This window comes from Curvibacter sp. T50, from assembly GCF_057219955.1.
The window spans coordinates 278,863-292,210 of record NZ_JBXVVU010000004.1 but is presented as its reverse complement, the minus strand read 5'-3'; the positions used below and the strand labels follow the sequence as shown (position 1 = coordinate 292,210).

Here is a 13,348-nt window from a genome sequence, read left to right as displayed (position 1 = left end):
GCTGGCGGTGGCTGCGTGGGCGCCGAAAGCGGCGGCAACGGCGGACAGGGCGATGAGGGTCTTGATAGCTTTCATGGGGTTCTCCGATTCGTAACAGGTAAAGGGTTTGGGGTTTGACGCCACACCGTGTGGCAGACGGCTTTCTTTCTGCGAAGGCCGTGCCAGGCTGGCACGGGCGGAGAAAGTTCAATGGAATCAATTACTTAGCGAAATCCATCCGATCCACGGGATTCGCTGCCGACGCAAAATGCAAGAGAAATGCCTTGCAGGTGTTGCAATTCGCGCCCCGTTGACCGATGCTGGCGCCATGAGTAGCCCCAAGACCGACTTTTCCCGTTGCCGCGTGCTGATCGTCGAAGACGTGTTGCCGCTGGCGATCCAGTACCGCACCATGGCCAAGGCCCTGGGGGTGGAGACGGTTACCGCCGCCTCCGTGCGCGAGGCGCGCAACCAGATCGGACAAGGACCGTGGCATGCGGCGCTGGTCGATATCCACCTGCCCGATGGCAGCGGTTTTGAGGTGATGGAGGCGCTGGTGACGCGCTGGCCGCACTGCGCGGTGATTGTGGTCAGCGGCGAGGACTCTCTGGACAACGCGGTGCGGGCGGCCCACGCCGGCGCCATGGACTTCATCGAAAAGCCGGTCGAGCCCGACCGGCTGCAGATCACCCTGCGCAACGCCTTGCAGGCGGCCACCCTGTCGGCCCGGGTGGAACAACTGGAGCCGGTGCAACGCAGCCAGTTTCACGGCTTCATCGGCTCCAGCGCGCCCATGCGGGCGGTCTACAGCATGCTGGAGACCGTGGCCCAGAGCCGCGCGCCCGTATTCATCCGGGGTGAATCAGGCACCGGCAAGGAGCTGGCAGCCGACGCGGTGCACCGCTGCAGCAACCGCGCCAAGGGGGCCTTTGTCGCGCTGAACTGCGCCGCCATTCCCAAGGAGCTGATCGAGTCGGAGCTGTTCGGCCATGTCAAGGGCGCCTTCACCGGCGCCACCGCCGACCGCTCCGGCGCGTTCCTGGAGGCGGACGGCGGCACCCTGTTTCTGGACGAAATCGCCGAGCTGGACATCAACGTGCAGGCCAAGCTGCTGCGCGCGCTGCAGACCGGTGAAGTGCGCCGCCTGGGCGAAACCCGGCACCGCACGGTGGATGTGCGCATCGTCAGCGCCACCCACCGCGACCTGCACGCCCAGGTGCAGGCGGGGCGTTTTCGCGAAGACCTGTTCTACCGGCTGTACGTCATCCCGGTCGACCTGCCGCCGCTGCGCGAACGTGGTGACGATGTGGTCGACATCGCCCAGGCCATGCTGGAGCGCTACAGCCGCGAAGACCACAAGGGCTTCACCCGCTTTTCGGAGGCCGCCCGCGCCGCCCTGCTGGCACACCCCTGGCCGGGCAATGTGCGCGAGCTGATCAACGTGGTGCGGGCCGCCGTGGCCTTGCACGACGACACGGTGATGCAGGTCGAGATGCTGCCGCTGCATTACCGCGACAGCCACGAGGCGCCCGCCGCGCCGGCCACATCCGGTACCCTGCACCGTGCCCCCGCCGCGGCAGAAACGCCCGCCCCGGCAGCGGGAGAAGACGCCGTTGCCGCCATCCGCCCGCTGGCCGCTGTCGAACGCGAAACCATCGAACAGGCGCTGCGCCTGTGCGGCGGCAACATCACCCGCGCCGCCCGTGCCCTTCAGGTCAACCCGTCCACCATCCACCGAAAGCTGGCCAGCTGGTCGTGAGGCCCCGGCGGGCGGCAGGCGTTCAGCCCCGCCGCAGCAAGGCCTCCACCCGCGCCTGCAGCGCCGCCGGCTGGACGGCCTCGGGCGGCACAGGCTCTCCCACGTTCAGGCCCACCCGGTTGAACCAACCGCGCCGGAACGGCCGGACCATGGCGCCGCCCTGTTCGATGCGGCTGAAATAGCTGCCCCACAGATGGGTCAGCGCCAGCGGAATCACCGGGGCGCGCACACCGTCGTCGGCGGCGCGCGCGAGGATTTTCATGATCCCGCCCTTGAAGGGCTGGAGCTGCCCGTCGCGGGTGATGCCGCCTTCGGGAAAGATGCCCAGCAGGTCGCCGTCACGCAGCACGGCGGCGGCGCGGTCGAAGGCGGCCTGGTACACCGCCGGGTCTTCCTTCTGCGGCGCGATCGGGATCGCCCGGGCCAGTCTGAACAGCGCGCCCAGCACCGGAATGCGGAAGATGCGGTGGTCCATCACAAAGCGGATGGGCCGGGGGCTGGCCGCCATCAGCAGCACCGCATCGACAAAACTCACGTGGTTGCACACCAGCACCGCCGCGCCCTGGGTGGGAATGTGCTCGTCGCCGCGCACCCGGAAGCGGTAGATCAGGCGCGAGGCGATCCAGGCCACAAAGCGCAGCAGGTACTCCGGCACCAGCAGGAAGATGTAGGCCGCTACCACGGCATTGAGCAGGCCAATGACCAGAAACAGTTCCGTGACCGTCAAGCCCGCGGCCAGCAAGGCGCCCGCCATCAGCGAGCTGGCGATCATGAACAGCGCGTTGAGGATGTTGTTGGCCGCAACGATGCGCGCCCGGTGCGTGGGCTGGCTGCGCATCTGGATCAGTGCGTACATCGGCACGCTGTAGATGCCGGCCGACAGCGACAGCAGCGCCAGATCGGCCAGCACCCGCCAGTGCGCCGGACGGGCCAGAAACTCGGCTGCGCCCATGGCGCTGCTGGCGCCCAGTCCGCTGGCGGCGAAGTACAGGTCCACCGAAAACACCGTCATGCCGAAAGCGCCCAGCGGCACCAGGCCGATTTCGACATGGCGGCGGCTGAGCACTTCGCACAGCAGCGCGCCGGCGCCGATTCCGACCGAGAACACCACCAGCTGCAGCGACGCGACCTGTTCGTTGCCCGAAAGCACATCCCGCGCAAAGGCCGGAAAGTTGGCCAGGAACACGGCGCCGAAGAACCACATCCAGCTGATACCCAGCAAGGAACGGAAGACGACAATGTTGCCGTGCGCCAGTTGGAGGTTGCGCCAGGTCTCGGTGAACGGGTTCCAGTTGATGCGCAGCGCCGGATCGGTGGCGGGCGACACCGGCACACCCTGGGCACACACCCGCCCGGCAAGGGCAATCAGCAGGCAGGCGCCGGCCACATAGCTGCCACCGACCAGCGGCATGGCAATCAGCAGCCCCCCGGCCACGTTGCCCAGCAATATGGCCACAAAGGTACCCATCTCGACCATGCCGTTGCCGCCGGTGAGCTCGCGCTCACTCAGGTGCTGGGGCAGGTAGGCAAACTTGACCGGTCCGAACAGGGTGCTGTGCAAGCCCATCAGGAACACACAGCTGAGCAAAACCGGCACGTTCTGCTGCAGAAAACCGTAACCGGCCAGCAGCATGATGACAATTTCCAGATCCTTGACCAGGCGGATCAGCCGCTCCTTGGGGAATTTGTCGGCCAACTGGCCACTGGTGGCCGAGAACAGCAGAAACGGGAAGATGAACAAGGCCCCGATCACCAGCCCGGCCATGGCCGGCGGCAGCCAGCTGACCTGCAACTGGTAAGTCACCAGCACGGTAAAGGCAAACTTGAACACGTTGTCGTTGCCCGCCCCCAGAAACTGCACCCAGAAAAACGGCGCAAAGCGTCTCTGCGTGAGCAAGGCAAACTGATTGCTGGCGGACGTGGAGGGCACATCGGCAGAGACAGCGGCAGCGTTCATGGGGGTGCTCCGGAAAACAGGGCAAAACGGGTGGGATCATAGGACCGCGCCGGTGGGCGGCGCGGTGCCTGGCCCGCACTGTCGCGCCTTTTGCGCCCAAGGGGGCGATATTCCGATACAGTCTCCGCAACGCCACCACACAGTATCGAATCACGATACCCGATCAATCATGAGCACCACCCTGGACCTGGTTCGTGCCATCAAGCAGGAACTCAAGACCGCCCAGATGACGTATGCCGACCTGGCGCAGGCCCTGGGCATGGCCGAGAGCAGCGTCAAACGCATGCTGGCCCGCGGTGACATGTCGCTGGCACGGGTGGACGCGATCTGCCGGGCGCTCAAGCTGGACTTTGCCGAACTGGCGCGGCGGGTCGCCGACACCCAGCCCTTGCTCAAGGAAATGACGGCCGAGCAGGAACGCGCGGTGGTCGCCGACAAGCGGCTGCTGCTGGTGGCCATCTGTGTGCTCAGCCAGTGGACGCTGGAGCAGATCACGGCCGCGTACCGTCTCAGCGAGGCCGAATGTGTGAGATATCTGGTCCAGCTCGATCGCATCGGCATCATCGAGTTGCGGCCGCTCAACCGCTACCGGCTCAAGCTGGCCAAGACCTTTCGCTGGCGCCCGCACGGGCCGGTGATGAACTACTTTCGAGAGCACGCACTGCTGGACTATTTCGCCGGCGGCTTCGATGGCGCCGGCGAGGGGGTGATGCTGGTGCATGGCTCGGTCAGCCGGGCGCTGGCGCCGGTGTTCCTCGAACGCCTGCAACGCGTCGCGCAGGATTTTGCCCAGCAGCACCAGACGGACCAGAAACTCGCCGAAAAAGACCGTGAGGGCTACACCCTGGTACTGGCCATGCGCAGCTGGGAGTTCGAAGCCTTCACCGCGCTGCGGCGGTGATCGCGTCCGTTGGTCCTGATTTCATAGCAACATTCGACCTTTTTACGCTGGGTATGGGCCAAAAACGCTTGAAACGGCTACCCCGACGCGGCCGCGAGGCACCCGGACCCTGCTTTCCCGTCACTCAGCCGCTGGTGAATACGGTCAGCACCCCGGTGTAGCCGTACAGGCGGTGGTGCGCGATCTCGCCGGACGCAAAAAAACCGGCCAGCGGGACATCCCCGAGCACCTGGCGAACCAGTTGCAACTCGGCGCTGGGGCCGCCGAAATGGTCACCACCACGGCCGGTGCAGCTGACGTAGACGGCGCCCAGCGCCTGCCGCGCCGCGCCCGGCGCACTGCCCGCGGCATCGCCATCGCGGCCTGCGCGCGCTGTGCCGCTTGGGTGCAGGGCCTCGGAGGGAGACTCCAGCTCTTCGCGGATTTCTGCGCAGATGCGGACCAGATCGGCCCGCGCGGCGCGGGCGTCACGGTGACAGAAGCTCAGCCCCTGTCCAACCGAAACCCGGTCGGAAACCACCACCGCTTTGCGGCCGACATCGATGCCGACCAGATGCCGGATGCGCACGTCTTCTCCGAAATGGCCGGTTCGGGGGCTGCGGTCGTCGGCATGGTCCTGCAGGCCCACGAGGGTGGCGCGCAGCGCATCGAGCGCGGCCGTCCGAAGATGCGGATCGTCGGCCAGCGACACCCCCAGCCTGCCCAGCAAGACCGCCAGCGCGGGCTGGCCATCCAGCGCCAGCACCACCGGCCCTTCCGCGGCGGTAACCCGGTGCGGCGGCCCCAGTGGCCGGCAACCCTGTGTCACCCGCGACAGGACCGACACCCCCGGGCCGAACGCCACACCACTGAGCCCGCCGGCAAACACCCCCCGCACACGCGCCTGCCCCGGTACGGTGCCCGCGCGCGACAGGGCCAGTTGCCGTCCGCCGTCCCGCCCCGACGACAGCCCGCCGAACAGGTAGCCGCTGGCGACCCGGCCGGCCATTTCGGCAACCAGGTCGGCGATGTCGGGGGTCGCCCCGTCGGCATGGACCAGGGCCGTTTCAGCATCGAAGCGGTGGCCCAGCGGAGCAACACCGGAGAACACCTGGTATTGGTCCGGCGGCAAGTCACACAACAGCACCACCAGGGCCGGTTCGTTCACGTACTCGACACCCGTCGCCGCAATGGCCTGGCCGGTCGCACCGGCCCAGTCGATCACCTCGGGCAGCTGGGCCGACAATTCATCAAGTATGTCGGCCGCGTGTGGGCTCAGGGCGTCGGTCAGATACACCAGGCCCAGGTTCGGCGTGGACGAAACGCCCCGACGCGTCAGCGTCTGCCGCTGCGCCTGCAACTGCGCAAGCACCAACGCCACCGCCAGATCCCAGCGCGGATGGGTCGCGTGGCCACAGAGAAACGGATGGGGCACGGCAGGGGCCGCCGGCGAACCGTCAGCCCCGCGTGCGCGGCGCCGCCGGTTTGCCCGCCGCGCTCTTGCGGCTGGCGGGCGCCTTGGCGGCCACCTTGCGGGCGACTTTGGCCGGGGCCTTGGCCGCGCCGGTGGCCGCTTTCACCGCCGACTTGGTCAGCCCCTCGGCCACCGAGCGGGTGGTGTCCATGGCACTGTGCCGGGCCGCATCCTTCATGGCGTTGGCGGCAATCTGCTGGAACTGCTGCGACAGCGCACCCCACCATTGCATCGGGTCGATCACGCCTGCCACGGCCGATTTGCCCGAATCTGCCGATTTGTCCCGGCCAGCGGCCGGCCGCTTGCTGGCTTTGACCGCGTCGCTGGCCATCGACGCCATCCCCGAGGCCACCCCCGAGACCGTACCGGCCGCGCCGGCGGCCGTCTCGGTCACCTTCTGCACGCCGGAAACCACGGTGTCGGCCGCCTTGAGCTTGAAGGCGTTGGCCACATCACCCATGTTGAAGTTCATGCCCTGCAAGGTGGCCAGGGTCATTTTCTGCACTTCCAGCGCCTGGATGGTGGCCTTGAGGGCGTTGGCGTTCTGGTCCAGCCAGAACTGCACCGCCTTGAGTTCGGTGATGCGTTTGTCCAGCTCTTCAACGTTGATGGTCGGCGCCACCCAGTTGGACAGGTTGGGCAGTTGCGGGATCTGGGGCATGCCCTGGGCAGCGCCTTTCACGGCCGAATTGGCCAGGCCCTGCAGAAACTCGAAACCCGGCACGAACTTGCCGAAACCGAACGCTTGTGTGGGGTCGCTCATTCTGTGTCTCCGCGCGATGAAAGGTCTTTGAACATTCCCAGCTTAACCCAAGACCGGGCAGTTGGCGAATCACCGCCGCTGCAATTGCAGTGTCAGTTCGTCGCGGGTGCGGGCGTGAAAGTCAGTGAACATCGCCTGCATCATCCGGCGGACCTTCGCCGGCGCGCGACGGGGATGCCCGGCCTGGAGATGCGGGCGGGGATCGTACTCCGCCAGCAACTGCACCGCCTGGGCATATTCGCGATCACGCAATTGCTCGACGATGGACAGGCCAAAATCCAGGCCCGCCGTCACGCCCGCACCGGTGATGCGGTTGCGGTCGCGTACGACCCGTGCATCCACCGCAGTGGCGCCCACCAGCGGCAACAGGTCGCGCGTCACCCAGTGCGACGTGGCCCGATAACCCCGCAAGAGACCACAGGCGCCCAGCAACAGGGAACCGGTACACACGCTGGTCACCAGTTTCGCCCGCGACCCGCGGTCAGCCACAAAGATGCGCGTGGCCTCGTCCCGAATGGCTGCCAGCGTGCCACGCGAGCCACCGGGCACAAACAGGACGTCCAACTCGTAGGGGCATTCGTCAAAAGTCATCGACGGCACAAACACCAGGCCGGTGTCGCTGCGCACGGGCTCGCGCGTGGCGCCGACCAAGTGCACCGTGGCCCCCATCAGGCTGGCAAACATGTACTGCGGGCCCACCAGGTCCAGCGCGGTGAACTCAGGGTAGACCAGCATCGCGATCTGCTCGCGGCCCATCCAGTGCGCGGGCATGCTGCTCATGTCGTGGTCGGGCTCCGCCGCAGGCGGGCGCGCGGCCGTTGCCGTCTGCGCAGGCGCGGAGGCGGTGGCGGCCGTCAGGGCAGCCGCGAGAGCCGCATGGAACTGGCGTCGTTGCATGGCCTGCCTCAGAACGAGAAGCTCGCACCCAGGGTGACCTGGCGGCGCGCCGACGGAATCACATGGTTGCCGCTGAAGTAGGCCGAAGGCTCCCAGGTTTTGCGGTCAGTCAGGTTGGAAATGGCCAGGGAGTACCGGGCCGGCCCGGCCAGCCAGGACAGCTGCGCGTCCCAGACCGTGGAAGCCGGGGTGAAGAACGTGTTGGCGCTGTTGCCCGGCAAGGCAGATCGGTACGTGGCACCCAGGCCAATACCCAGGCCACGCAGCGCCCCTTCGCGCCAGTCGTGTCGCACAGCCAGCCTGGCGGAAGTCTTGGGAACATTGAACAGCTGGTTGCCGACAGGGATGGTGGTGTCCTGTGTCACACGCGGGTTCTGCCGGGTGAAATGTCCCAGGAAGGTCAGCGACTTGCTGGCCTCGTACCGCCAGTCGGCGTCCAGGCCACTGGATCGCTGCTCGCCCGACTGGATGCTCTGGAACGGCATCAGCGGATCGGCGATGGGCACATTGCGGCGGCGCAGGTCGAACATCGCCACGCTCGCATACCAGCCGCCGAGATTCTTCAGGCGCAGGCCCACCTCGAACTGGCGCGATTGCTCCGGTCTGGGCGGTCTGGCGTAGATGCCGTTGGTCGGTACCGACATGCCTTCGCCGTACCCGGCAAAGGTGGATACCTGGGGAGACCAGTCGTACACAGCGCCCAGGCGCGGCGTGAATTTGCTGTTGGTGGTCAACGCACTGACGCCGAAGTCCGGCCATTGATTGTCGGCTCGAATCCGGGTGTAGCGCAGGGCGGCCAACAGGTGCAGCCGCTGACCGACGGTAAAACGGTCCTGCGCAAACAGGGCGGTAGAACGGTACCGGTTGTCCTGGGCACCCGGCAGGTTGGGCACCGGGGCGATCCACGCTGGCGCCACCGGGTTGGTGATGTCCCACAGCCCGAGCCCGCCCAGCGGGCCAGCCATGTAGCCGTAGTCGGTCGTGCGATCGAGATCGAGACCGAAAGTCAGCTTGTGGCGCACCCCCGCCGCATCGACTTCACCCCGGACCGTGGCACTGGCGCCGGTGGTGACGGCTTTCTGCGTCAGGTTCAGACCGGTGAGAAAGTAGAACGGGCCGGGATTGGGCGCAAAGAAATCGTCCGTGAAGACGCCGTTCTGGTCCAGCCGGGAGGACACCCGCGAGACCTGCACGTCGTAGGCCCAGCTTCCGGCAAGTTTCTGCGTCCACCTCACGTTGAGACTGTCCACCTCGCTCGTCGACGGCGGCTGCCCGGCGGCGGTCACATTGAAGCCGCGCGGCACCGTCCACAAGGTCGGCAAAAGGGTCCCCTCGGGTGGCAGGCCACTGTAATCCAGTGTCTCCAGACGGGACACGCGAGCTTTGACCAGCAGTTCGCTGTCCGCCGAAGGTTTGAGTCTGAGGCTGGGAAACAGCGCACGGCGCTTGAAGACAACCCCCGCCGTTTCACTGCCCACTTCATGCGATTCCGCCACCAGCCGCACCGCCAGTGCGTCGCTGACCGGCTGGTTCAGGTCGGCCCAGACACCGCGCTCGGAATGGTTGCCGACACGCAGACCGACCTCCCGCCGAACCACCGGCTCGGGTGACTTGGTGGTGATGGCAATCGCGCCACCGACAAAGCCCTGCGCGCCCGCGGCCTGGCCGCCGCTGGCCAGCGCGGGCGCCGGTCCCTTGAGCACTTCGATGGACTCCACCGACACCGTGCTTTCGAGGTTGGAGAACAGGCTGGGCATGGCCACACCGTCGATCAGGTTCGCGGCGTTGAAGCCACGCACCTTGGTCTGAACGTTGTAGAAATCGCGGGCTTCGGGGGGCCGCACGCTGCTGGCGTTGCGCAAGGCCTCCAGCACGGTCTGTGCCTCCTGGTCCTCGATCAGCTTGCGCGGAATCGGCACCACGGATTGCGGAAGCTGCTCCAGCGGCACGGCGTCGCGTGTGGCGGCGCTCACGGCGGGTTGCCGGTAGGTCTCACGCGCGGCACGGATGTCGACCGGCGCCAGCGTGCTGTCCTGGGCGTAGGCTTGCGCCAGCGTGGCCACGGCAGCGGCGACCGCACAAAGGCGGGGAAAGTGTGTCATGGGTGTCTCCTGGTGGTGGTGTCAAAGCAATGGATGGACGGCCGCCGGGGGGCGGCGGGGGCTTTCAGCGGGTGGAAGCCTTTTCGAGGGTCAATACGGCACGCACGGCTGCAAAGCGGACGCGCTGGCCCGCAGCGGACTCGGTGCCCGCTTCCAGGCGGATGGCAACCTGCCGGTTCGGCACCCAGCCCAGCATCAGCGCAGCCCGGTTGGCGGGCCGGTAGGCGGTGAGGCCGGTCTCGGCGGCCAGCAGACTGGCGCCAGCGCCTTCGAGCCGCTGGCGGCTGCTCAGGCGCTCCAGGCGAAGACCGGCTTCCCAGGCCGCCTGAGGCGTCCAGACCAGGTCGAGCCAGCCCCCTGCGGTATCGCCGCGGTAGGCCGCCAGACCGTTGCGCGACTCCAGCGAACCGCGGTCACGGTGCCAAAGCAGCGCACCGGTCACTTCCAGCGGCCAGTCGTGGCTGAGCCAGCGGGCACTGGCACCGGCGACCTGCGCCTTTCCGGTAAAACAGGCCACCTGGACCAGCGCGGCGTCACACACCGGCGCGCTGTGGGTGTGACCGCCACCGGCGCCCGACGTGCGGGTGCCGCGGCCCTCGGGGCGCGTGTAGGCCCAGAAGGCGTCCAGCGTCCAGTCACCCCGTACCGCCCCAGCATGCACGGCCAGGGCCGCCGGCCCGTCGCCACCAGCCGGCCAGCTGCGTCCGCGCCAGACGCCCGCGTCCAGCCGGACATCGGCATCGGCCGCCATGCCCCGCCAGCCGGCTTCGACGCCATCGTCGATCCAGTCATGGCCCAGCGTACCCTGTTTGGCCAGGGGCAGCAGGCCGAAGCGGTCGAAGTGGCCCGCCGCGCCGATGACCAGGCCCAGCGACGGCCGTCGCCGCCCGGCCCCCAACGACCAGCGCGCGCCGTCCTGCCATTGCACCCAGGCAGCCTCGGTGTGGTGCGGGTCGGCGCCGTGTTTGCCCACGGCCACGTGGGCACCGAACGACGGGGTCAGGCGCCAGCCGGCGCTCAGTGTGCCGTGCTCAAGCCGTCCGTTACGACGGTCCATGCCGGCGTCGCCCTGCAGCAAAAAGCCGGCGAGCTTCTGCGACGGCAGCGCCTGGCCGGCGTCCAGCACGGACAGGGCGGCCGACGCCGCGACACGCCAGCCGGGTTCGGCCGGGATTTCGTCGGCCGTTTCGCCGTGGGCCCGGACCATGCCGGGCAACAGCGCCAGCGTTGCCAGGGCCACGGCCGCCGTGGCCCGCCCGCGCCAAGCAGCAATGCTCCCTGACCTTGTCTTATTTGAACGGGTCGGCGAACTTGGGGTTGGTGAGGAAGTCATGGTCGGTCAGGGTTTTGAGGAAGGCCACCAGGTCGGCTTTTTCCTGGGCATCGAGGGTGATGAGCGTGATCAGGTCGCTCTTGAGCGGGTTCTTGCGCCCGTCACCGGCGTGAGGTCCCGATGTGATGTTGCGGCCACCGGCGGCATAAAAGTCCAGCACGTCTTCCAGCGTGGCGATGCTGCCGTCGTGCATGTAGGGCGCCGTCACGGCAATGTTGCGCAGGCTCTGGGCGCGGAACATGCCCATGTCCTTGGGCAGTCCGGTCAGCTCGAACACGCCGCGATTCGGTTCCGGGAAAGCCCCGGTGCCGCCAATGTTGTACAGGCCGGTGTTGTGAAAGGGCGTCTCCAGCACCCGCGTGGTTGCGTGGACAAACTGGTCGTTGAAGTTCGGGCTGCCGTGGCAATGGAAGCATTCGGCCTTTTCCCCGAAGAACAGGTTCATGCCCCGCAGTTCGGTGGGCGTGAGCGTGCCTTTGCCGGCGATGAACTGGTCGTACTTGCTGTTGCCGGAAATCAGCGCACGCTGGAAGCTGGCAATGGCCTTGACCACATTGGCCCACTGGACCGGTGACGCTTCGCCCGGAAAGGCGGCGCTGAATTTGGTCTGGTACAGCGACTGGGTCGCGATGCGCTGCAACACCTCGGCCTTGTTGCCGTCGTTGATGCCCATCTCCACCGGGTTTTCCCCGAAGAGCGGCACCTCCATCTGCTTTTCCAGCGTCAGCAGCGAGGGGTTGGCCCAGGTCAGCATCGGGCTGTAGGCCACATTGGCCAGGGGCTGGGCGTTGCGATGGGTGAACTCACCGGTGGAGCCGCGCGAGGTGGCAAAGCCATCGGTGAAGGCTTTGTCCTGCTGGTGGCAGCTGGCGCACGACTGGGTGCCGTTGCCGGACAGGCGGCGGTCGAAAAACAGGAAGCGGCCCAGGTCGACCTTGGCCTCGGACATGGGGTTGTCGGCCGGAACCGCCGGGGTCGGGAAACCGGCCGGCAGTGACCAGGTCCAGGCGCCCGCGGCGCCACCGGACCCGGTTCCGCCACCAGCGCCGGCACCGGTTTCGATGATGGTGACGCCGCCACCGCCACCGCACCCGACACCGGCCAGCGCCCCGGCCAGGGCGCCGGCCACCGCCAGCTTCAGCATGAATCCGCGGTGGCGCCGGATCATTTCGCGACAGCCTTGAAGATCTGCTGTGCCGCGCCGCCCGCGATCGGCAAACCGGTGGAGCCGCTGCCGAAGCTGACCTGCAGTTGCGAGAACATGGTCGGGCATTCCGGATCGGTGGCGCCCGACATGCAACCCGCTGCGCCGCCGTTTTCCTTGGTGATGTCGGTGGTGGAGAACAGCTTGCCGATGTCCAGCGCGACCTTCTGGGTGTCCATGTTGAAGGACGCCAGCGAGAAGTCCATCACGTTCGGGTTGGTGCAGGTGTAGACCGTGTTGCCCGCCGCGTCTTTCACCACCGCGCCTGCAGCGTCGAGCTTGGCGGTACAGCCGGTCGAGCCGAGGTGGAAGTTGAAGGTGGTGATGGTGCTGGTCACCGCCGCCGTGCTGGAGGTGGCCGCCACCGTCTTCAGGATGCCGCCCACCGGGTCGAGTTCGATCTTCGCGAACTTGCGGCCCGACTGCCAGGACCAGGCCATGGCGGCATTGTCCAGCGGGGCCACACCGCCCGCGATGGCGCTGTGGTTCAGCGTCTCGGGCACACCCATGCTGGCCTTCAGGCCCACATAGTTGCCCGCCGGCACGGTGCCGGTGATGACGGCGTTGGTGGCCGTGGTGTTGCTGGCCGTGCTGCAGGTGCCGGTGGCGTTCTCCAGGTCAATCAGCGACACGGTTTCGCTGCCCTGCGTCAGCTGCCAGCTGTTGGCGTCCAGCTTCACGGCCACGGCTTCGCCCTTGTCGTTCACCAGCTTGAGGTTGGTGATGTAAAAGCGCAGGTCTTTGACGGCGGCCGTCACGGCCGTCGAGCCCATGCCGGTGACCGACGTGCCGCAGGCCACGGGCGTGGTGCCGTTGAGTGCCGCGAACGAGATGGAGACGGTTTTGTCGGGGTCCGAACCACCACCGCAGGCCACGAGAAGGCCGGCCGTCAGGGTGGTCAGAAGCGAAGAGATCAAAAGTTTGTATTTCATGTCTGTCTTTCGTAAAAGGACTGGGGGGCGCACCCGCGCATGGCGGCAACCCGCCGCCGCGTCCCGGA

General features: G+C 67.2%; 10 protein-coding genes. 2 read left to right on the top strand and 8 right to left on the bottom strand.

Going from position 1 to position 13,348, the window contains the following annotated elements; translation table 11 throughout:
• Positions 1-307 precede the first annotated feature (307 nt).
• On the top strand, positions 308-1,738 hold the full coding sequence (locus tag AC2EBU_RS14690; RefSeq protein ID WP_484611183.1) for a sigma-54-dependent transcriptional regulator: 1,431 nt from the start codon (positions 308-310) through the stop codon (positions 1,736-1,738).
• A gap of 22 nt (positions 1,739-1,760) precedes the next feature.
• Here AC2EBU_RS14690 and AC2EBU_RS14685 read toward each other — a convergent pair whose 3' ends face one another.
• Positions 1,761-3,695: an MFS transporter gene (locus AC2EBU_RS14685; RefSeq protein WP_484611182.1), complete on the bottom strand. Its 1,935-nt coding sequence runs from the start codon at positions 3,693-3,695 to the stop codon at positions 1,761-1,763.
• A gap of 169 nt (positions 3,696-3,864) precedes the next feature.
• Here AC2EBU_RS14685 and AC2EBU_RS14680 point away from each other — a divergent pair, with 169 nt between their 5' ends.
• Positions 3,865-4,596: a helix-turn-helix domain-containing protein gene (locus AC2EBU_RS14680; protein ID WP_484611181.1), complete on the top strand. Its 732-nt coding sequence runs from the start codon at positions 3,865-3,867 to the stop codon at positions 4,594-4,596.
• Positions 4,597-4,720: 124 nt separating this feature from the next.
• Here AC2EBU_RS14680 and AC2EBU_RS14675 read toward each other — a convergent pair whose 3' ends face one another.
• The 7 genes from AC2EBU_RS14675 to AC2EBU_RS14645 form a co-directional block, all read right to left on the bottom strand.
• Positions 4,721-6,010: an FIST signal transduction protein gene (locus AC2EBU_RS14675; RefSeq protein ID WP_484611180.1), complete on the bottom strand. Its 1,290-nt coding sequence runs from the start codon at positions 6,008-6,010 to the stop codon at positions 4,721-4,723.
• A gap of 22 nt (positions 6,011-6,032) precedes the next feature.
• A complete protein-coding gene (locus AC2EBU_RS14670; RefSeq protein WP_484611179.1) occupies positions 6,033-6,812 on the bottom strand; it encodes a PhaM family polyhydroxyalkanoate granule multifunctional regulatory protein in 780 nt (259 codons plus the stop codon).
• Between the two features lie 69 nt (positions 6,813-6,881).
• Positions 6,882-7,709, bottom strand: a complete 828-nt coding sequence (locus tag AC2EBU_RS14665) for a DJ-1/PfpI family protein (protein ID WP_484611178.1) — start codon at positions 7,707-7,709, stop codon at positions 6,882-6,884.
• Between the two features lie 8 nt (positions 7,710-7,717).
• A complete protein-coding gene (locus AC2EBU_RS14660) occupies positions 7,718-9,811 on the bottom strand; it encodes a TonB-dependent siderophore receptor (RefSeq protein ID WP_484611177.1) in 2,094 nt (697 codons plus the stop codon).
• Between the two features lie 64 nt (positions 9,812-9,875).
• Complete coding sequence (locus AC2EBU_RS14655) at positions 9,876-11,051, bottom strand: hypothetical protein (RefSeq protein WP_484611176.1); 1,176 nt, start codon at positions 11,049-11,051, stop codon at positions 9,876-9,878.
• A gap of 49 nt (positions 11,052-11,100) precedes the next feature.
• Positions 11,101-12,312 carry an MbnH family di-heme enzyme gene (locus tag AC2EBU_RS14650; protein ID WP_484611175.1) on the bottom strand — a complete coding sequence of 404 codons (1,212 nt, stop codon included), beginning with the start codon at positions 12,310-12,312 and terminating at the stop codon, positions 11,101-11,103.
• The gene (locus AC2EBU_RS14645) at positions 12,309-13,280 is read right to left on the bottom strand and encodes an MbnP family copper-binding protein (RefSeq protein WP_484611174.1); all 972 of its coding nucleotides are present in this window, start codon (positions 13,278-13,280) and stop codon (positions 12,309-12,311) included. The genes AC2EBU_RS14650 and AC2EBU_RS14645 overlap by 4 nt, the downstream gene beginning before the upstream one ends.
• Between the last annotated feature and the right edge of the window lie 68 nt (positions 13,281-13,348).

Bases quoted from the DNA above. Each gene is read 5' to 3' on its own strand.
- AC2EBU_RS14690 (WP_484611183.1), top strand. From the start codon at position 308: ATGAGTAGCCCCAAGACCGACTTTTCCCGTTGCCGCGTGCTGATCGTC.
- AC2EBU_RS14685 (WP_484611182.1), bottom strand. From the start codon at position 3,695: ATGAACGCTGCCGCTGTCTCTGCCGATGTGCCCTCCACGTCCGCCAGC.
- AC2EBU_RS14680 (WP_484611181.1), top strand. From the start codon at position 3,865: ATGAGCACCACCCTGGACCTGGTTCGTGCCATCAAGCAGGAACTCAAG.
- AC2EBU_RS14670 (WP_484611179.1), bottom strand. From the start codon at position 6,812: ATGAGCGACCCCACACAAGCGTTCGGTTTCGGCAAGTTCGTGCCGGGT.
- AC2EBU_RS14665 (WP_484611178.1), bottom strand. From the start codon at position 7,709: ATGCAACGACGCCAGTTCCATGCGGCTCTCGCGGCTGCCCTGACGGCC.
- AC2EBU_RS14660 (WP_484611177.1), bottom strand. From the start codon at position 9,811: ATGACACACTTTCCCCGCCTTTGTGCGGTCGCCGCTGCCGTGGCCACG.
- AC2EBU_RS14650 (WP_484611175.1), bottom strand. From the start codon at position 12,312: ATGATCCGGCGCCACCGCGGATTCATGCTGAAGCTGGCGGTGGCCGGC.
- AC2EBU_RS14645 (WP_484611174.1), bottom strand. From the start codon at position 13,280: ATGAAATACAAACTTTTGATCTCTTCGCTTCTGACCACCCTGACGGCC.